17 protein-coding genes and 1 riboswitch are annotated in these 18,736 nt (G+C 71.8%); of the genes, 12 read left to right on the forward strand and 5 right to left on the reverse strand.

Annotated features, from left to right (window positions below; all coding sequences use genetic code 11):
* Window positions 1-101 precede the first annotated feature (101 nt).
* The 4 genes from rpsO to dapB all read left to right on the forward strand — a co-directional run bounded on the left by rpsO (window position 102) and on the right by dapB (window position 5,441).
* Window positions 102-371 (forward strand): 30S ribosomal protein S15, encoded by a 270-nt coding sequence (gene rpsO / locus Cba03nite_RS35485; RefSeq protein WP_203756178.1) that lies wholly within the window; start codon window positions 102-104, stop codon window positions 369-371.
* 231 nt (window positions 372-602) lie between these two features.
* Window positions 603-2,930 (forward strand): polyribonucleotide nucleotidyltransferase, encoded by a 2,328-nt coding sequence (locus Cba03nite_RS35490; RefSeq protein WP_203756181.1) that lies wholly within the window; start codon window positions 603-605, stop codon window positions 2,928-2,930.
* 259 nt (window positions 2,931-3,189) lie between these two features.
* Window positions 3,190-4,491, forward strand: a complete 1,302-nt coding sequence (locus Cba03nite_RS35495) for a M16 family metallopeptidase (RefSeq protein ID WP_346113924.1) — start codon at window positions 3,190-3,192, stop codon at window positions 4,489-4,491.
* A gap of 194 nt (window positions 4,492-4,685) precedes the next feature.
* A complete protein-coding gene (gene dapB / locus Cba03nite_RS35500) occupies window positions 4,686-5,441 on the forward strand; it encodes a 4-hydroxy-tetrahydrodipicolinate reductase (protein ID WP_203756187.1) in 756 nt (251 codons plus the stop codon).
* Window positions 5,442-5,705: 264 nt separating this feature from the next.
* Here the strand turns inward: dapB and Cba03nite_RS35505 are convergent, their stop codons facing one another.
* Window positions 5,706-6,278 (reverse strand): GNAT family N-acetyltransferase, encoded by a 573-nt coding sequence (locus Cba03nite_RS35505; protein WP_203756189.1) that lies wholly within the window; start codon window positions 6,276-6,278, stop codon window positions 5,706-5,708.
* Window positions 6,279-6,326: 48 nt separating this feature from the next.
* Here Cba03nite_RS35505 and Cba03nite_RS35510 point away from each other — a divergent pair, with 48 nt between their 5' ends.
* Window positions 6,327-7,571, forward strand: a complete 1,245-nt coding sequence (locus Cba03nite_RS35510) for a glycosyltransferase 87 family protein (protein WP_203756191.1) — start codon at window positions 6,327-6,329, stop codon at window positions 7,569-7,571.
* Here Cba03nite_RS35510 and Cba03nite_RS35515 read toward each other — a convergent pair.
* Entirely contained in the window at window positions 7,473-8,012 is a 540-nt protein-coding gene (locus Cba03nite_RS35515) for a GNAT family N-acetyltransferase (protein ID WP_203756192.1), read from the reverse strand. The two genes, Cba03nite_RS35510 and Cba03nite_RS35515, sit on opposite strands and share 99 nt — an antisense overlap.
* Before the next feature lie 158 nt (window positions 8,013-8,170).
* On the opposite strand from Cba03nite_RS35515, the gene Cba03nite_RS35520 reads away from it, so the two are divergent.
* A complete protein-coding gene (locus Cba03nite_RS35520) occupies window positions 8,171-9,361 on the forward strand; it encodes a winged helix-turn-helix domain-containing protein (protein WP_203756221.1) in 1,191 nt (396 codons plus the stop codon).
* Window positions 9,358-9,876: a DUF2752 domain-containing protein gene (locus tag Cba03nite_RS35525; protein WP_239126257.1), complete on the forward strand. Its 519-nt coding sequence runs from the start codon at window positions 9,358-9,360 to the stop codon at window positions 9,874-9,876. Before Cba03nite_RS35520 ends, Cba03nite_RS35525 begins: the two co-directional genes overlap by 4 nt.
* A gap of 103 nt (window positions 9,877-9,979) precedes the next feature.
* Here Cba03nite_RS35525 and Cba03nite_RS35530 read toward each other — a convergent pair whose 3' ends face one another.
* Complete coding sequence (locus Cba03nite_RS35530) at window positions 9,980-10,795, reverse strand: DUF4097 family beta strand repeat-containing protein (protein ID WP_203756193.1); 816 nt, start codon at window positions 10,793-10,795, stop codon at window positions 9,980-9,982.
* A gap of 15 nt (window positions 10,796-10,810) precedes the next feature.
* Window positions 10,811-11,296, reverse strand: coding sequence for a toxin-antitoxin system HicB family antitoxin (locus Cba03nite_RS35535; protein WP_203756194.1), 486 nt, complete (start codon window positions 11,294-11,296; stop codon window positions 10,811-10,813).
* A 166-nt stretch (window positions 11,297-11,462) separates the two neighbouring features.
* On the opposite strand from Cba03nite_RS35535, the gene thyX reads away from it, so the two are divergent.
* From thyX to Cba03nite_RS35560, 5 genes are all read left to right on the forward strand, one after another.
* Window positions 11,463-12,206, forward strand: a complete 744-nt coding sequence (thyX, locus tag Cba03nite_RS35540) for an FAD-dependent thymidylate synthase (RefSeq protein WP_203756225.1) — start codon at window positions 11,463-11,465, stop codon at window positions 12,204-12,206.
* A gap of 41 nt (window positions 12,207-12,247) precedes the next feature.
* Window positions 12,248-13,144: a 4-hydroxy-tetrahydrodipicolinate synthase gene (dapA, locus tag Cba03nite_RS35545; RefSeq protein WP_203756195.1), complete on the forward strand. Its 897-nt coding sequence runs from the start codon at window positions 12,248-12,250 to the stop codon at window positions 13,142-13,144.
* A 99-nt stretch (window positions 13,145-13,243) separates the two neighbouring features.
* Window positions 13,244-14,953, forward strand: a complete 1,710-nt coding sequence (locus Cba03nite_RS35550; RefSeq protein WP_203756196.1) for a ribonuclease J — start codon at window positions 13,244-13,246, stop codon at window positions 14,951-14,953.
* 112 nt (window positions 14,954-15,065) lie between these two features.
* Window positions 15,066-17,552, forward strand: coding sequence for a DNA translocase FtsK (locus Cba03nite_RS35555; RefSeq protein ID WP_203756197.1), 2,487 nt, complete (start codon window positions 15,066-15,068; stop codon window positions 17,550-17,552).
* 39 nt (window positions 17,553-17,591) lie between these two features.
* A complete protein-coding gene (locus Cba03nite_RS35560) occupies window positions 17,592-18,035 on the forward strand; it encodes a DUF3291 domain-containing protein (protein ID WP_203756199.1) in 444 nt (147 codons plus the stop codon).
* Window positions 18,036-18,350: 315 nt separating this feature from the next.
* Here Cba03nite_RS35560 and Cba03nite_RS35565 read toward each other — a convergent pair whose 3' ends face one another.
* Entirely contained in the window at window positions 18,351-18,614 is a 264-nt protein-coding gene (locus tag Cba03nite_RS35565; protein WP_203756202.1) for a CBU_0592 family membrane protein, read from the reverse strand.
* Between the two features lie 11 nt (window positions 18,615-18,625).
* Window positions 18,626-18,682: riboswitch (guanidine-III (ykkC-III) riboswitch) on the reverse strand.
* Window positions 18,683-18,736: the final 54 nt, after the last annotated feature.

Below are 18,736 nucleotides of genomic sequence, written 5' to 3' on the forward strand. Positions count from 1 at the left end.
GTAGCCTTGAGGGGACGCCGGGTCACCGGTGTCGGCCTCGTATGCCCTGCCCGACGCCGTGGGGATATTGAGGTGGCAAAGAACCCACAGTTAGGGAGAACATGGCGCTCGACGCTGCAGTCAAGACCCAGATCATGGCGGACTACGCCACCGTCGAAGGGGACACCGGCTCGCCGGAGGTCCAGGTGGCGGTCCTCACCAAGCGGATCCAGGATCTGACCGAGCACCTCAAGCTGCACAAGCACGACCACCACAGCCGTCGTGGTCTGCTGCTGCTGGTGGGCCGCCGCAAGCGGCTCCTGGCGTACCTGCAGAAGTCGGACATCGCCCGCTACCGTGCGCTCATCGAGCGCCTCGGCCTGCGCCGATGAACTGACGGGGGAGCGGCACATGTCGCTCCCCCGACGTTTGACCAGAGAAGAAGGCACGCACCCGCCGTCGGGGGACATCCGGCGCTGGCGCAGGCAACACACCCAGAGCCGGTATGGGTCGGTCCTCGGTAGTGGTGTCCGGAGCATGCTCCGGGCGCTTCGATCGAAGACCGACTGTCCCACCCGAGTACGGGTCGCTCGCGTGCCGCGACAGAAGGAGCACACAGCTTCATGACCGAGCACAACCTCGGCGAACAGACCAGCAAGGCCGTGATCGACAACGGGTCGTTCGGCACCCGTGAGATCACCTTCTCCACCGGACGCCTGGCCCGCCAGGCCGCCGGCTCCGTCATCGCCCAGCTGGGCGACACCGTGGTCCTCTCCGCGACCACGGCCAGCAAGCAGCCCAAGGACCAGTTCGACTTCTTCCCGCTGACGGTGGACGTCGAGGAGCGGATGTACGCCGCCGGCCGGATCCCGGGCTCGTTCTTCCGCCGGGAGGGCCGTCCGTCCGAGGACGCGATCCTCACCTGCCGCCTGATCGACCGGCCGCTGCGCCCGTCGTTCGTCAAGGGCCTGCGCAACGAGGTCCAGGTCGTCGAGACGATCCTGTCGCTCGACCCGGCCCACCCGTACGACGTGGTCGCGATCAACGCGGCGAGCATGTCGACCAAGCTGTCCGGCCTGCCGTTCAGCGGCCCGATCGGCGCGACCCGCGTCGCGCACATCGACGGCCAGTGGGTGGCCTTCCCCACCCACGCCGAGCTGGAGCGCGCCACCTTCGACATGGTGGTCGCGGGCCGCACCCTGGAGGACGGCGACGTCGCCGTCATGATGGTCGAGGCCGAGGCCACCGAGCACACCCACAAGCTCGTCGCGGACGGCGCCGTCGCGCCGACCGAGGAGATCGTGGCCGGCGGCCTGGAGGCGGCCAAGGTCGCCATCCGTGAGCTGTGCCGGGCGCAGAGCGAGCTGGCCGCGGTCGCCGCGAAGCCGGTCACCGAGTTCCCGGTCTTCCTGGACTACCAGGACGACGTGTACGCGGCCGTGAAGGCGGCGGCGGGCACCGAGGTCGCCGAGGCGCTGAAGATCGTCGGCAAGGCCGACCGCGAAGAGGCGCTCGACCTGGTCAAGGAGAAGGTCGTCGGCGCGGTGACCCCGCAGTTCGAGGGCCGCGAGAAGGAGGTCCCGGCCGCCTTCCGCTCGCTGACCAAGTACGAGGTGCGCCACCGCGTGCTGCGCGACGGCGTCCGCATCGACGGCCGCGGCACCCGCGACATCCGTGACCTGACCGCCGAGGTGCAGGTGCTCCCGCGCGTGCACGGCTCGGCCCTGTTCGAGCGCGGCGAGACCCAGATCCTGGGCGTCACCACGCTGAACATGCTGCGCATGGAGCAGGCTCTGGACACGCTGTCGCCGGCGAAGACCAAGCGCTACATGCACAACTACAACTTCCCGCCGTACTCGACCGGTGAGACCGGCCGGGTGGGCTCGCCCAAGCGCCGCGAGATCGGCCACGGCGCGCTGGCGGAGCGGGCGCTGATCCCGGTGCTGCCCTCGCGCGAGGAGTTCCCGTACGCGATCCGGCAGGTGTCGGAGGCGCTGGGCTCCAACGGCTCGACCTCGATGGGCTCGGTCTGCGCGTCCACGATGTCGCTGCTGAGCGCCGGTGTGCCGCTGAAGGCGCCGGTCGCCGGCATCGCCATGGGCCTCATCTCCGACGAGGTCGACGGCAAGACCCAGTACGTGACGCTGACCGACATCCTCGGTGCCGAGGACGCGTTCGGCGACATGGACTTCAAGGTCGCCGGCACCTCGGAGTACGTCACCGCCCTGCAGCTGGACACCAAGCTCGACGGCATCCCGTCGGACGTGCTGGCCGCCGCGCTGCAGCAGGCCAACGAGGCGCGCGCGACGATCCTCGGCGTGATGGCCGCGGCCATCGCCGCGCCGGGCGAGATGAGCGACTACGCGCCGCGGGTCACCACGGTGAAGATCCCGGTCGACAAGATCGGTATGGTCATCGGCCCGAAGGGCCAGACCATCAACGCGATCCAGGACGAGACCGGCGCCGAGATCTCCATCGAGGACGACGGCACGATCTACGTCGGCGCGACCGACGGCCCGTCGGCGCAGGCCGCCGTCGAGCGGATCAACGCCATCGCGAACCCGACCCTGCCGAAGGTGGGCGACCGCTTCCTGGGCACCGTGGTGAAGACGGCCGCGTTCGGCGCGTTCGTCTCGCTGCTGCCCGGCCGCGACGGCCTGCTGCACATCTCCAAGGTGGGCGACGGCAAGCGGGTCGAGCGGGTCGAGGACTTCCTCAACGTCGGCGACAAGGTCGAGGTCGTCATCGCCGACATCGACGCGCGCGGCAAGGTGTACCTGGACAAGATCGGCCCCGACGGCAACCCGATCGTCTCCGACAAGGCGCCCCGCGAGGGCGGCGAGCGCGGCGGCGACCGTGCACCGCGCGGTGACCGCGGCGGCGACCGGGGTGGCGACCGTGCCCCGCGCAGCGACGACGGCGAGCGCCGCCGGCGCACCCGCCGCGACTGACGCTCGTCGGTGACCAGCAAGAACAGCTAGCCACACAGCCCGCGGGGAAGATCTCTTCCCCGCGGGCTGTGCCCGTTACCGCACTTGAGGAACCGTGCCGCCCATGCCTTCTGCACCCGCTACCGGCAGCGAGCCCGCGCCGCGCGACACCCGACCGGCTCCCGCGGGCTCCGCCGAGCAGGCCGCGCCCAGCCCGGCGGAGCCCGCCGCGAAGACAGGTGCTGCCCCGGCCGGAACGGGACGCGCCGGGAGACGGCCGGTGACCCGGACGGTCGACACCGACCCGCTCGGCGGGACGGTGCGGCGTACCGTGCTGCCCAACGGGATGCGGATCCTGACCGAGGCCGTGCCCGCGATGCGCAGCGTCACCTTCGGCATCTGGGTCGGCGTCGGCTCCCGCGACGAGGCGCCGCAGCTCGGCGGTGCCTCGCACTTCCTGGAGCACCTGCTGTTCAAGGGCACCCGCAAGCGCTCCGCGCTGGACATCTCGGCGCAGATCGAGGCGGTCGGCGGCGAGACCAACGCGTACACCGCCAAGGAGTACACCTGCTACTACGCGCGCGTGCTCGACGAGGACCTGCCGCTGGCCATCGACGTCATGTGCGACGCCGTCGCCGACTCGGTGCTGGCCGAGGCCGACGTCGAGACCGAACGCGGGGTGATCCTCGAAGAGATCGCCATGCACGCCGACGAGCCCGGCGACGAGGTGCACGACCTGCACGCCGAGGTCCTCTACGGCGACCACCCGCTGGGCCGGCTCATCTCCGGCACGGTCGAGACCATCACCCCGATGACCCGCAAGCAGATCAACAGCTTCTACCGCCGCCGGTACGCCCCGCCGGTGATCGTGGTGGCGGCCGCCGGCAACCTCGACCACAACACCGTGGTCAAGCTGGTCCAGCAGAGCTTCGCCGGTACGCCGCTGGGCGACGCGCCCGCCGCCTCACCCGAGCCGGCCCGCTCGTCGCACTCCCGGGTCAAGCACCGGCCGGCCGGGGTCCTGGTCCGCGAGGACGACACCGAGCAGGCCCACCTGGTGCTCGGCGGCCCCGCCCTGCACCGGCACGACGAGCGCCGCTTCGCCCTCGGCGTGCTGAACAACGTGCTCGGCGGCGGCATGTCCAGCCGCCTGTTCCAGCAGATCCGCGAGAAGCGCGGCCTGGCGTACTCGGTGTACTCGTACACCTCGCAGTACGCCGAGACCGGCAGCTTCGCGGTGTACGCCGGCTGCGCCCCCGCCAAGGCCGACGAGGTGCTCGCCCTCATCCGCCAGGAACTCGCCGACACCGCCGCCCACGGCATCACCGCCGAGGAGCTGCGCCGCGGCAAGGGCATGCTCAAGGGCTCCCTGGTCCTCGGCCTCGAAGACACCGGCTCCCGGATGAGCCGCCTCGGCAAGGGCGAACTCCTCCACGGTGACCTCATGTCCGTCGACGAGATCCTCCGCCGCATCGACGCCGTCACCCTCGACGACGTCAACCACATAGCCGCCAAGATCCTCACCACCCCCATGTCCCTGGCCGTGGTAGGCCCCTTCAACAACTCCACCTTCACCCTCTGACCCGCCCGCGCCGGCGGCGCGCTGCGCTGCGCTGCGCTGCGCTGCGTTGATCATGAACTTATGCGGGTTCGACGGCGTGTCGCGTCCATAACTTCATGATCGACGGACTTCGGCGGCGGGGCGCGGGCCGGTGGCGGTGGGCATAGCGTGGGACATGCCGGGTGGGGATCGCGGGATCCGCTAGGTTGGGGCGCGTGACTGATGTTGTGGAGCCGCTGCGGGTCGGCGTGCTGGGTGCGCGGGGCCGGATGGGTGTCGAGGTGTGCCGCGCCGTCGACAAGGCCGAGGATCTCGATCTCGTCGCGATGATCGACCAGGGCGACTGGCTGTTCAATGCGTCCGACGCGGGCGCCCAGGTGGTCGTCGACTTCACCACGCCCGACGTGGTGCTGGACAACCTGCACTGGTGCATCGACCAGGGCATCAACGTGGTGGTCGGCACCAGCGGCTTCACCGACGAGCGCATCGCCCGGGTCCGGGGCTGGCTGGAGAAGAAGCCCGAGGTCGGTGTCGTGATCGCGCCGAACTTCGGCATCGGCGCCGTGCTGATGATGGAGTTCGCCGAGCGGGCCGCCCGCTACTTCGACTCCGTCGAGATCATCGAGCAGCACCACCCGAAGAAGGTGGACGCTCCCAGCGGCACGGCGCTGCATACCGCCCGCCTGATCGAGCAGGCCCGCAAGGCCGCCGGCCTGGGCGAGATGCCCGACGCCACCACCGAGGAGATGCCCGGCGCCCGCGGCGCCGAGGTGGGCGGGGTACGCGTACACAGCGTGCGCGCCGCCGGCCTGGTCGCCCACCAGGAGGTCCTCTTCGGCGCGGCCGGTGAGCTCCTCACGATCCGCCACGACTCCTTCGACCGCGCCTCCTTCATGCCCGGCGTCCTCCTCGCCATCCGCGAGGTGGCCAAGCGCCCCGGCCTGACCCTGGGCCTCGCCGCCCTCCTCTGACCCGCCTGCCCCGCCAGGACTGCACGGGACTCGGCTCAAGACTGCTTTGCTCAAGATCGCGTTGATCTTGCGCGTGTTGTGGGTGCGACACGCCCTATCCGGGCATATCTCTAACACTTCGCGCAAGATCAACGCGATCTTCGTCTGCGCGCGCTGGGGGCGGTGAGTCGATCACGGCCACAGGGTAGGGACACGCCGTCGAACACGCCCATAAGTTCATGATCAACGCATCGAGGGCGCGGCGGGGTGGGGTGGAGCCGGTTGTTAGAGGGTGGTGTGGAGGCGGAGTTGGGGGACGAGGAGGTCGTCTACGTCGAGGGCGCGGGTGGTGCCGTCGGGGGCCCAGCCGGTGGAGGTGAGGAACTTGCGGGTGGCGGCGTCGGCGTCGAAGGCCCAGCAGACGGCGCCGGTGAAGGCGTCCTCGCGCCACAGGTCGACGGTGGCGGCGAGCAGGCGGCTGCCGTGGCCGCGGCGCCCCCAGCGGGGCTCGACCAGCAGGTCCGTGATCGCGGCCACATCGCCGCGGTCGGCGGTGTGATCCTCGTCGGGGGCCAGCGCACCCTCGTCGAAGGGGCCGGAGGCGGCGAAACCCACCACGTATTCTTGTACGGCCTGCTCGGCCGCCGTCTGCTCGACGGCGACGAGCACCCGGTGCCGGGGCGTGGGGGGTGCGACGACGGCCTCCCGCCAGCGCTCGGCCAGGAACGCCTCGTCGATCTCGTCGAGGATGTGCCTGGGCAGCAAGCGCCGGTAGGCGACCCGCCAGGTCGTCAACTGGATACGCGCTATCTCGCCGGCGTCGTCGGGACGCGCCGGCCGGACGAACCCGACTGCCACGCCCCGAAGCGTACCGAGCCCTGCCGGGCACTGATCAGGAGGTAGACGTTGAGCCGCGGACGGCAGATCGCGATCACGGCCGCGCTGGCGGCGGTGTCGCTGGTGTTCGTGGCGCTTTTCGCGCAGCGGCACGGCTTCTTCGACCTCAACGTGTACTACGGCGCGGTCCACTACTGGACCTCCGGCGGCGAGATCTACGACTTCGTACGCCCGAACAGCACCTACGGCTTCACGTACCCGCCGTTCGCGGCCCTCGCCATGCTGCCCATGGCGATCATGTCGTGGCCGGTCGCGATCGTGGTGAGCGCCACCGCGACCGTGCTGGTGACCTGGTGGCTGCTGCGGCTGCTGCTCGGCCCGGTGATCGCGCAGCAGCGCTGGACGCCCTGGTTCGCGCTGGCCGTCGCGCTGTGCCTGGTCGCCGTGTACGAGCCGATGCGCGAGACCTTCCTGTTCGGCCAGGTCAACATGCTGCTGCTGGGCCTGGTCGCGGCGGACCTGCTGCTGTTCACCCGTAAGGACAGCCGCTGGGCCGGGGTCGGCATCGGCCTGGCTACCGCGGTCAAGCTGACCCCCGGCATCTTCATCGTGTACCTGCTGATCACCAAGCGGTGGCGGGCGGCGATCACGGCCTCCGGCACGGCGGCGGCGGCGACGCTGGCCGCGGCGGCGATCGCCCCGGACGCCTCGCGCGAGTTCTGGACCAGCGCGCTCTGGGACACCGACCGGGTCGGCGTGCTGTCGTTCATCTCGAACCAGTCGCTGCAGGGCGTGGTCGCCCGGCTGACCACCGGCCACCCGAGCAAGGCGCTGTGGGCGGTGCTGGTGCTGGCCGTGCTGGCGGTGTGGTTCGTGCGCTCGCGCGCGGCGGTGGCCCGGGGCGACGAGGTCGCCGGGCTCGCCTTCACCGGCATCGTGGGCGTGCTGGTCAGCCCGGTCACCTGGGTGCACCACCTGGTGTGGCTGATCCCGGCGCTGGTGCTGGTGGTCGAGCGCGGGCTGGCGGCCCCGGCGGGCAGCGGGCGGCGGCGCGGGCTGCTGGCGCTGGCCGTGGTGTCGTACGCCGTGCTGTCCAGCCGCCTGGTCTGGCTGTGGGAGGGCGACGTCGGCGGCTGGGACGTGTTCCTGGGCGCGAACGCGTACGTCTGGATCAGCCTGGCGCTGCTGTGCGTGACGCCGCTCGCGGGTGCCGCCTCAGGCGGGGACCTCGCGGCGGAGGGTGAGCCGCAGCTCGGGGATGTCGACGTCGCTGCCGGTGGGGCGGTAGGTCGCCCGCGCGCCGTCCGGGTGTAGCCCGTGCCGGGCGTAGAAGCGCAGCGCCCGGTGGTTCTCCGCGAGCGCCCACAGCCGCACCTCGGGCTGCGGCAGCGCGGCCAGCGCCGCGAGTAGCAGGGCGTCTCCGACGCCCGTGCCCCAGCGGTCCGGATGCACGTAGATGGCGAGGATCTCGCCGTGCTGCGGCTGCAGCGGGGTGCCGTCGAGTTCCTGCGCACGGTACGGCCCGAAGCACACGAACCCCGTCACCGTGTCCCCGTCGAGCGCGACCAGGTTGCGGAACGGGATCTCCGGGTCGGCCAGCCGGTCCAGGCGCGCCTGCGTGCGGGCGTCGGCGTCCAGCGCGGCCAGGATCCCGGCGGGCACGATGCCGGTGTACGCCACCTGCCAGGCGCGGATGTGCAGCTCGGCCACGGCGCGGCAGTCCCCGGGCGTCTCGGCCCGCACGACGATCCCCATGACGGGAGAGCTTAGGAAAGGCACGCGCGGGCAGCAAAGCGTTAAGAAGGGCACCTTCTACTACGAATAGCGATAAGAAGGTGCCCTTCCTTTTGTGTCGGGGGTGCGGGGTAGCGTCGGGCGGCGTGGAGACGTTGTCGATCGCGCAGGCCCGGCGGATGGCGCTCGCGGCGCAGGGATTCGCTGATCGAGCCCCGAAGGGTGTGGTGGGGGCGCGGCAGCTGCGCAAGGTCGTGGGGCGCACGGGGCTGCTGCAGATCGACTCGGTGAACGTGCTGCAGCGGGCGCACTACCTGCCCGCCTACAGCCGGATCGGGGCGTACGACCCGGCGGTGCTGGACTCGGCGAGCGCGCGGCGGCCGCGGTGGCTGTTCGAGTACTGGGGGCACGAGGCGTCGCTGCTGCCGGTCGAGCTGCAGCCGCTGATGCGGTGGCGGATGGCCAACGCCGAGGGCGCCTGGGGCGGGCCGCGCAGCATCGCCCTGCAGCGGCCGGACTTCGTGGCCTGGGTGCTCCAGGAGGTGCGGGAGAAGGGACCGGTCACCGCTGCCGAGATCGAGCAGGACGTGCCCAAGCCCAAGGACAACTGGGGCTGGAACTGGTCGGACGTGAAGAAGGCGCTGGAGTGGCTGTTCTACTCCGGCGAGATCACCTCGGCGGGGCGGACCACCCAGTTCGCCCGGCGCTACGACCTCACCGAGCGGGTGCTGCCCGCGTCGGTGATGAGCGTGCCGACCCCCGAGCCCGCCGAGGCGTATCGGCAGCTGGTCGAGGCGTCGGCCCGCGCGCTGGGGGTGGCCGCCGAGCCGGAGCTGCGCGACTACTTCCGGCTGCCCCTCGACGGGGCCCGCGCGGCGATCGCGGACCTGGTCGAGGCGGGCGTGCTGATTCCCACGCAGGTCAAGGGCTGGGGGCGGCCGGCCTGGCGGCATCGCGACGCCGCGCTGCCGCGCCGGGTCGAGGTGTCCACGCTGGTCAGCCCGTTCGACCCGCTGATCTGGGAGCGCGGGCGCACCGAGCGGCTGTTCGACCTGCGCTACCGCATCGAGATCTACGTGCCCCAGGCGCAGCGCGTACACGGGTACTACGTGCTGCCGTTCCTGCACGGGGGCCGGTTCGCGGCGCGGGTCGATCTGAAGGCCGACCGCAAGGCGGGCGTGCTGCGGGTGCCCGCCGCGTGGGCCGAGCCCGGGGTCGACGAGCGGGCCACCGCCGAGGCGCTGGCCGCTGAGCTGCGCAGGCTGTCGGCGTGGCTGGGGCTGGGCGAGGTGGCCGCCCCGGAGCGAGGCGATCTCGCTTCCGCGCTCGCCGATGCGGGTGTGCGGGGCAGTGTAAGTTCAGTGTTGTGACCGAGGCCTCCGCCGCCATGCCCCCGCAGAGCCAGTTCGCGGAGGGCAGCCCCTTCACGCCGCCGCCCGTCGACCGGATCACCCGGCTCACCGACTGGCTGCGCGCGCACACCCCGGTGTGGCTCGCCCCGCTGGCGGCCCTGGGCTGCATCGGCGCCGCGCTCGGCTACACCGTGTGGGCCGACCCGGCGCACGTCGGCGCGGACGCCACGCCCGGCTGCCTGGTGAAGCTGCTGACCGGCTTCGACTGCCCGGGCTGCGGCGGCACCCGCGCCGCGTGGTACCTGCTGCAGGGCGACCTGCCCGCGGCCGCGCGGCACCACCTGGTCTTCGTCTTCCTGGTGCCGTTCCTCATCTACATGTACGTCGCCTGGGCCGGCAACCTGACCTTCAAGTGGAAGCTGCCGCAGCTGAAGGTCACCCCGCACACGATCGCGTGGGTGCTCGCCGCCTGGGGCGTCTTCATGGTGCTGCGCAACCTGCCCTGGGCCCCGTTCACGTATTTCTTCGTGTGACGGCCTTCTTCATCTGACGGCGCTGATCGCCGGTTCGTGTCAGGACCTGCGGTCAGCCCGCACTCTCTGACACGCACCGGCGATCAGCTCCGGCCCCCTGAGGTCAGGCCGGGATCGGGACGACGCGCCGCAGCGCGATGTCGCCCGAGGCGGTGCGGGCCTTGAGGGTCAGCGTCGTGGGGTTGGCCGCGGGCGGCGGCACGGGGCCCGCCATGTGCAGGTCGCTGCTGGTCCGTCCGGACGCGGTGGTCAGGTCCAGCCACACGCCGGTGCCGGCGGCGACGCCGACGGAGATGTCGCCGCTGGCCGTGTTGAGCTTCACCTCGCCGCCGCGGGCCACCCCGATCGAGATGTCGCCTGAGGCGCTGGTGATCCGGGCGTCGTGGTCCACGCCGCCGATCTCAACGTCGCCGCTGGCGGTGTGCACGGTGACGGTGCGGCTGACGTGCCCGGTCCGCAGGTCGCCGGAGGCGCTGTTGGCGCGCAGGTGACCGCCGACCGCGCCGAGCCGTACGTTGCCGCTGGCGGTGTTGACGCTGGTGTCCCCGGCGACCTGGCCGAGCACCACGTCCCCGCTGGCCGTGTGCACCACGGCGTCGTGGAAGAGGCCCTCGCAGACGGCGTCGGCCGAGGCCAGCTTCACCGACAGCGCGCTGCCGGTGGGCAGCTCGACGCGGACGAGCAGCCGGGCCCGGCGGAACAGCCGCCAGCCGCCGTGCTCCGGGGCGGCCACCAGCAGCCGGCCGTCCGCGAAGTCGATCTTCGTTTCGCGCATCGCCTCGGCGCTGCCCTCGCTCGCGTCCATGGGGGTGACGCTGACGTGGGCGGTGTCGCGGTCGGACGCGACCACCTCCAGCCGCCCGGCGGCCAGGCGCAGGTCGGCGCGGACGGTGCCGCTGCAGGCGAAGGTCTGGTCCATGTCGGTCTCCTTCGGTCAGGCCTGGGCGTAGCCGGTGACCCGGCGGCCGAGGTGGTGGGTGGGCGGGGTGACCGGGCGCAGCGCGTTCGCGGTGGCGCGCACCAGCCAGGAGTTGACGGAGACGCCCTCGGCCGTGGCGGCCTTCTCGACGGCCTCCTTGAGCTGCTCGGGCAGGCGCAGGGTGAGCCGCGCCTGGTCGCCGCCCTCGGTCAGGGCCGGGTTCGGCGCCGGCGGGGGCGCGGCCTCGTACGCGGGCGGGGCGAGGTGGCTGACCACGAGGTCGGCCTCGCGACCGCGGATGCGCACCTCGACGGTCGGGCCGTCGAGCTTGGTGGTGATCTCGGCGGTGGCGTCGGCCAGCACCTCGATCAGGCAGAGCCGGGCGGACGCGTCGAGCGCGAGCGTCAGCAGCTCGGCGGTGCGGGCGATGTCGTCGCCGGCGGGCGCCGCCGCGGCGGCGAGATCCCGCCGCAGCGATTCGAGGTACGGGGACAGGTCCATGACATCACTATGACGTCATGAGTGACGTCGCGCAAGTGTCATCGTGATGTCAGATGGCGGAACGATGACGTCATGCTGCCGCCCGGTATCGCTTTCCGGACAGTGGCGGCCATATCCCACCAGCGGATCATCGACGGCCGACGGCTAAGCTGGCCCCGTGACTGAGATGGTGAAGCCCCACGTGCAGTTGATCGCCTGGACCAACTTCCAGGCCCCGGCCGACGTGCCGTGGGAGACCGACGCCGAGGGCGGCCAGGCGCTGGCGGAGTTCGCCGGCCGGGCCTGCTACCAGTCCTGGACGAAGCCGAACCCGGCCACCGCCACCAACGAGGGCTACCTGCGCCACATCCTGGAGGTGGGTCACCTGTCCGTGCTGGAGCACGGCACCGCGACCTTCTACTTCACGGGCGTCTCACGTTCCTTCACGCACGAACTGATCCGGCACCGCCACTTCTCGTACTCGCAGCTCTCGCAGCGTTACGTGCCCGAGCGCGACGCCGCGATGGTGGAGCCGGCGGTGATCGCCGCCAACCCCGAGCTGCACAAGAAGTTCGTCGAGGCCAGCGAGGCCGCGGTGCGGGCGTACAACGAGCTGCTGGAGGGGCTGGAGGCGACCTTCGCCGACGTCCCGAACGCCACGCTGCGCCGCAAGCAGGCGCGCCAGGCCGCCCGCTCGGTGCTGCCGAACGCCACCGAGACCCGCATCGTGGTCACCGGCAACTACCGCGCCTGGCGCCACTTCATCGCGATGCGGGCGACCGAGCACGCGGACGTCGAGATCCGCGAGCTAGCCATCGCCACCCTGCGCCAGCTGCAGGAACTCGCCCCGAACGTGTTCGGCGACTTCTCCGTCAGCGCCCTGCCGGACGGCACGGAGATCGCCTCCAGCGTGTACACCTGGGAGTCGTGAGGCCAGCTCTCGACCCTGCTCCGGTCCGCTAGGTTGTGTGCATGACGAACGACGCTCAACGGCCATTCGGCCGCCTGCTCACCGCGATGGTCACGCCGTTCGCCGCCGACGGGTCGCTCGACCCCGACGGCGCGGCCGCCCTCGCGGTACATCTCGTCGACGAGCAGCGCAACGACGCGTTGGTCATCAACGGCACCACCGGTGAGTCGCCGACGACCACCGACGCCGAGAAGGAGGCGGTGCTGCGCGCCGTCGTCGAGGCGGTGGGTGACCGGGCGCGGGTGGTGGCCGGGGTGGGCACGTTCAGCACGCACCACACCGTCGAGCTGGCCCGGTCGGCCGAGAAGGCCGGCGTGCACGGCCTGCTCGTCGTCTCGCCGTACTACAACAAGCCGCCGCAGGCGGGCCTGATCAAGCACTTCACCACCGTCGCCGACGCGGTGGACCTGCCCGTGCTGCTGTACGACATCCCGCACCGCACGGGCGTCGCCATCAGCACCGAGACCATGGTGACGCTGGCCGGGCACCCGCGCATCGTGGGCGTCAAGGACGCCAAGGTCGACCTGGCCGCGGCGAGCTGGGTGATGCGCCGTGCCGAGTTCGCGTACTACAGCGGCGACGACGCGGCCACCCTGCCGCTGCTGTCGGTGGGCGGCGTCGGGGTGGTCGGCACCTCCACCCACCTCACCGGCCGCGGCACCAAGGACATGATCGAGGCGTACGAGCGCGGCGACGTCGCCACGGCCCGGCGCCTGCACCTCGAGCTGCTTCCCCTGTACACCGGCATCTTCCGCACCCAGGGCGTGATCCTGGTGAAGGCGGCGATGAACGCCCGCGGCCTGCCCGCCGGCCCGGTCCGGCCCCCACTGGTCGACGCGACCGAGGCGGAGCTGGCGCAACTGCGCACCGACTGCGCGGACGCCGGCCTGCCGATCTAGACGCCACCGGGCGGCCCGCGCCGCCCCAGCACGACGGTGCGTGCGCCGCAGCCCTGAACGGCAGCGCCCGCGCCGGTACACCTGAGGGAGTGATACATATTGACCGCGCCGCAATTAGAATCCGGGCGTAACGCGAATCTCGGCGCCCCGCCGCCGCTGCCCGAGGGGGGCCTGCGGGTCATCCCGCTGGGCGGCCTGGGCGCGATCGGCCGGAACATGACCGTGTTCGAGTTCGGCGGCAAGCTGCTGATCGTCGACTGCGGGGTGCTGTTCCCGGACACCGCCGACCAGCCGGGTGTGGACCTGATCCTGCCCGACTTCGCCCCGATCCTGGACCGCCTGGCCGACATCCAGGCCATCGTGCTGACGCACGGCCACGAGGACCACATCGGCGCCGTGCCGTACCTGCTCGCCCACAAGAGCGACATCCCGCTGGTCGGCTCGCAGTTCACCCTGGCCCTGATCGAGGCGAAGCTGGCCGAGCGGCGCATCACGCCGTACACGCTGACCGTCGCCGAGGGGCAGCGGGAGCGGCTCGGGCCGTTCGAGCTGGAGTTCTTCGCCGTCAACCACTCGATCCCGGACGCGCTGGCGGTCGCCATCCGCACCGAGGCGGGCCTGGTGCTGCACACCGGCGACTTCAAGATGGACCAGCTGCCGCTGGACGGGCGCATCACCGACCTGGCCGGGTTCGCCCGGCTGGGCGCGGAGGGCGTGGACCTGCTGCTGTCGGACTCGACGAACGCCGAGATCCCCGGCTTCGTGACGCCCGAGAAGCAGATCGGCCCGGTGCTGGCGTCGATCTTCGGCAAGGCGACCGGCCGCATCATCGTGGCCTCGTTCGCCTCGCACGTGCACCGGGTGCAGCAGGTCTTCGACGCCGCCGAGGAGCACGGCCGCAAGGTGGCCCTGATCGGCCGCTCGATGGTCCGCAACATGGGCATCGCCCGCGACCTCGGCCTGCTGAAGGTCAAGGCCGGCCTGGTGGTCAACATGGAGGAGGCGGCGAACCTGCCGCCCGACCAGATCGTGCTGATGTCCACCGGCTCGCAGGGTGAGCCGATGAGCGCCCTGGGCAGGATGGCCACCGGCGACCACCGGCACATCACCATCGCCCCCGGCGACACGGTCGTGCTGGCCAGCTCGCTGGTCCCCGGCAACGAGACCAGCGTGTACCGGGTGATCAACCAGCTCGCCCGGGCCGGTGCCAACGTCATCCACAAGGACGTGGCCAAGGTGCACGTGAGCGGCCACGCCCCGGCGGGCGAGCTGCTCTACCTGCTCAACGTGGTCAAGCCCAGCAACCTGATGCCGGTGCACGGCGAGTGGCGGCACCTGCGCGCGCACGCCCAGCTCGGCATCGACTCCGGGGTGGACCCGCAGCGCGTGGTGCTCTGCGAGGACGGCGACGTGGTCGACCTCGTGGACGGCCAGGCGAAGCTCGTCGGCCACGTGAAGAGCCGCTACGTCTACGTGGACGGCCTGGCCATCGGCGACGTGGGCGAGAGCCTGCTCACCGAGCGCCGGGTGCTCGGCGACGGCGGCTTCATCGCGGTCACCGTGGTGGTGGACTCGGTCACCGGCAAGGTGGTGGGCGGCCCGCTGCTGTCGGCGAAGGGCTTCAGCGAGGACCCGACCGCGTTCGACCCCGCGCTGCCGCTGGTCACCGAGGCGCTGGACCGCGCCGCGCTGGACGGGGTGACCGACGCGCACCAGCTTCAGCAGATCGTGCGCCGGGTCGTCGGCCGGTGGGTGAACGAGGCCTACCGCCGCCGTCCCATGATCGTCCCCTCCGTGCTGGAGGTCTGATCCCGACCGTCCGCTGTGGCTCCTCCGCGTTGATCATGGAGTTATGGATCCGACACGCCGCTTAGGCGTTTCGTGGATTCATGATCAACGCGGAGGGGTTACCGTGTTCGGCATGGCGGGCCGTACCTCCCAACCGAGCCGTCGTCGAGCAGCCACGCCGACGAAGGCCACGGCCGCGCGTACCCGACAGGCAGCCCGCCAGCCCGCGCGGCGCACGCCCGCCCGCCGGCCGCGCGCCCGGGTGCGGCGGCCGCGTTTCACCACCAACCCCGCCGCGCTGCTCGGACGGCTGCTCGGCGCGATCTGGATGGCCGTCGCGCACGGCCTCGGCTGGCTCGTACGCGCCGCCGGCAGCCAGGCCGCCAAGGCCCGCGACCTCGACCCCGAACACCGCAGGGACGGCCTCGGACTGCTCCTGATCGGCCTGTCCGTGCTGTTCGGCGTGGCCATCTGGGGGCAGGGCGCGGGGCAGTTCGGCAACTGGCTGGGCGACACCACCCGTTTCTTCATCGGCGCCACCGCCGCCGCGCTGCCGCTGCTGCTGTGCGTGTGCGGGGTGCGGGTCATGCGCTCCGACGCCGACCCGGCGCAGCGCGGGCGGGGCATCGTCGGCTGGACCGCGCTCACCCTGGCCTCGACCGCGCTGCTGCACATCAGCCTGGACCCGGTGGACGTCACCCAGATGGAGCAGGCGGGCGGCCTGCTCGGCAAGCTCGTCGGCGGCGGCCTGGCGGGCTGGATCACCGGCTTCGTGGCCGGGGCGCTCTTCCTCATCCTGCTCACCTTCGGCGTGCTGGTGATCACCGCGACGCCGGTGAACAAGATCCCGGAGCGGCTGGCCGGGCTGCGCGACACCGTCATGGGCGTGGCCACCCCGGAACGTTCCGCCGAGGACGTCGACGAGGAGGTCCCGGCGCCGCGCCGCCGTAAGCGGCTCACCCCGCCCGCCGCGTTCACCGACCCGGACCCCGACGACGACTTCGACGACGCGGAGATCGAGCGGCAGCTCGCCGAGCAGGAGACGGTCGCCATCGAGCGGGCGCCCCGGCCGCCGCGCCGCAAGGAGGCCCCGGCGCACACCCCGCCGCCGACCAAGACCGAGCAGCTCCTGCTGCCCAGCCTCGGCGGCGACTACACCCTGCCCCCGGCGAACCTGCTCAAGCAGGGCGAGGCGGCCAAGGCCCGATCCAAGGCCAACGACGAGGTCATCGCCGCGCTCGCGCACGTGTTCGACCAGTTCGACGTGGACGCGGCGGTCACCGGGTTCACCCGCGGCCCGACGGTCACCCGCTACGAGGTCGAGCTGGGGCTCGGCGTGAAGGTCGAGCGGATCACCGCGCTGTCGCGCAACATCGCGTACGCGGTCAAGAGCCCCGACGTGCGCATCCTCAGCCCCATCCCGGGCAAGAGCGCCGTCGGCGTGGAGATCCCCAACACCGACCGGGAGGACGTCGCGCTCGGCGACGTGCTGCGCTCGCGTACGGCCACCGGCGACCAGCACCCGATGGTGGTGGCGCTGGGCAAGGACATCGAGGGCGGCTACGTGGTGGCCAACCTCGCCAAGATGCCGCACATCCTGATCGCCGGCGCGACCGGCGCGGGCAAGTCCTCCTGCCTGAACTCGCTGCTGGTGTCGATCCTGGCCCGCGCCACGCCGGACCAGGTGCGGCTGCTGCTGATCGACCCCAAGCGCGTCGAGCTGACCGGCTACGAGGGCATCCCGCACCTGGTCACCCCGATCGTGACGAACCCGAAGAAGGCCGCCGACGCGCTGGAGTGGGTCGTCCGCGAGATGGACATGCGCTACGACGACCTGGCCGCGGCCGGCGTGCGCCACATCGACGACTACAACCGCAAGCTGCGGGCCGGGCAGATCAAGCCGCCGCCGGGCAGCGAGCGGGTGCTCACGCCGTACCCGTACCTGCTGGTCGTGGTCGACGAGCTGGCCGACCTGATGATGGTCGCCCCGCGCGACGTCGAGGACTCGATCGTGCGCATCACCCAGCTGGCCCGCGCGGCCGGCATCCACCTGGTGCTGGCCACCCAGCGCCCCTCGGTGGACGTGGTGACCGGCCTGATCAAGGCGAACGTGCCGTCCCGGCTCGCGTTCGCGACCAGCTCGCTGGCCGACTCCCGGGTCATCCTGGACCAGCCCGGCGCGGAGAAGCTGATCGGCCGCGGCGACGGCCTGTTCCTGCCCATGGGCGCCAGCAAGCCGCAGCGCATCCAGGGCGCGTGGGTCAGCGAGAACGAGATCAACGACATCGTGAAGTTCTGCAAGCAGCAGCGCGAACCGGAGTTCCGGCCCGAGGTGCTGGCCCCGGTGCAGGACAGCAAGAAGAAGATCGACGAGGAGATCGGCGACGACCTCCAGCTGCTCGTGCAGGCGATCGAGCTGGTGGTGGTGTCGCAGCTCGGCTCGACCAGCATGCTGCAGCGCAAGCTGCGGGTCGGCTTCGCCAAGGCGGGCCGCCTGATGGACCTGATGGAGACCCGCGGCATCGTCGGCCCCTCCGAGGGCTCCAAGGCCCGCGAGGTGCTGATCAAGCCCGACGAGCTGGCCGAGGTCCTGGCCGGTCTCGGCGTCGACGACGACTGAGGATCATGGGGTACGCGGGCACGGGCTAGGGTGTCCACCATGGACGTCCAGCTCGCGCAGGTCAACATCACCCGGATGCGGGCGCCGCTCAGCGACCCGGTGATGTGGGGCTTCGTGCGGCGCGCGGCGGCGGTCAACGTGCAGGCCGAGGCGGCCCCCGGGTTCGTGTGGCGGATCCCCGACGACTCCGGCACCGAGGCCGTGTTCGGCCCGCTGATCATGGCCAACCTGTCGGTGTGGGAGTCCCTCGACGCGCTGCGCGCGTACCTCTACAGCGGGCTGCACCTGGACGCGATGAAGCTGCGCAGGAACTGGTTCGACAGCAGCGGCCTCGCGGCGCACGTCGCGCTCTGGTGGGTGCCCCGCGGCCACCTGCCCACCCTGCAGGAGGGCCGCGCCCGCCTGGACCTGCTCGCCGCGCACGGCCCGGGCCCGCGCGCGTTCACCCTGGACCACCCGCACCCCCCTGCCACCACCCCCTGACCGCACACCCCTGCGGCCCCGCCCCGCCCCGCCCCGCCCCGCCCCGCGCTGCGCTGCCCCGCCCCGCGCTGCGCTGCCCCGCGCTGCGCTGCGTTGATCATGAACTTAAGGGCGTGTTCGACGGCGTGTCGCTGCCCTAACTTCATGATCAACGCAGGGCGGTGCGGGGCGCGGGCGCTGGCGGGGGCGGTCGGGTGCAGTTTCGGGGAAACTGGGGCTTGTGCGGGCTGGGTGGGTGCAGTTTCCCCGAAACTGTCGTGCCAGCCGACGCCACGCGCCATGCCATGCCAGGGCGCGGCGCGGGCGTGGGTGTGGTCAGGCGGTGGCGGTGGGGTCTGCGGGGCGGCGGGAGCGGAGCGCCGAGAGCAGGCCGGCGGCGCTGACGATGGCCCAGACGCCTTCGAGGAGCAGGAAGCCCCAGTCGCGGCTGGTCCAGGCGAGCCAGGCGAGCACGCCGGCGCCGAGGGTGTTGGCGATCAGGTAACCGAGCGAGCGGGGGCCGGTCCAGCCGAGCTGGTTGGCGACATACCCGCCCAGCACGGTCAAAGCGCCCAGGATCTGCAGGACGTCGTGATTCATGATCGTTGTTCTGCGCGCCGTCTTGTCGGTCCGGGTACGGCGGGCACTCGTCCGGGGCGGGGCGCCGTGGGGCGCGGCCGCCGCCCAGGGTAGCTCGGCACTCCGCCCAGGTGGGACGGGGA

The organism is Catellatospora bangladeshensis, assembly GCF_016862575.1.
In the GTDB taxonomy this organism is placed as follows: Bacteria; Actinomycetota; Actinomycetes; order Mycobacteriales; family Micromonosporaceae; genus Catellatospora; species Catellatospora bangladeshensis.

Coding starts and splice junctions, on each gene's coding strand:
- rpsO (WP_203756178.1), top strand. CDS start 102: ATGGCGCTCGACGCTGCAGTCAAGACCCAGATCATGGCGGACTACGCC.
- Cba03nite_RS35490 (WP_203756181.1), top strand. CDS start 603: ATGACCGAGCACAACCTCGGCGAACAGACCAGCAAGGCCGTGATCGAC.
- Cba03nite_RS35515 (WP_203756192.1), bottom strand. CDS start 8,012: ATGGGGATCGTCGTGCGGGCCGAGACGCCCGGGGACTGCCGCGCCGTG.
- Cba03nite_RS35520 (WP_203756221.1), top strand. CDS start 8,171: ATGGCGCTCGCGGCGCAGGGATTCGCTGATCGAGCCCCGAAGGGTGTG.
- Cba03nite_RS35530 (WP_203756193.1), bottom strand. CDS start 10,795: ATGGACCAGACCTTCGCCTGCAGCGGCACCGTCCGCGCCGACCTGCGC.
- Cba03nite_RS35535 (WP_203756194.1), bottom strand. CDS start 11,296: ATGGACCTGTCCCCGTACCTCGAATCGCTGCGGCGGGATCTCGCCGCC.
- thyX (WP_203756225.1), top strand. CDS start 11,463: ATGGTGAAGCCCCACGTGCAGTTGATCGCCTGGACCAACTTCCAGGCC.
- dapA (WP_203756195.1), top strand. CDS start 12,248: ATGACGAACGACGCTCAACGGCCATTCGGCCGCCTGCTCACCGCGATG.
- Cba03nite_RS35555 (WP_203756197.1), top strand. CDS start 15,066: ATGGCGGGCCGTACCTCCCAACCGAGCCGTCGTCGAGCAGCCACGCCG.
- Cba03nite_RS35560 (WP_203756199.1), top strand. CDS start 17,592: ATGGACGTCCAGCTCGCGCAGGTCAACATCACCCGGATGCGGGCGCCG.
- Cba03nite_RS35565 (WP_203756202.1), bottom strand. CDS start 18,614: ATGAATCACGACGTCCTGCAGATCCTGGGCGCTTTGACCGTGCTGGGC.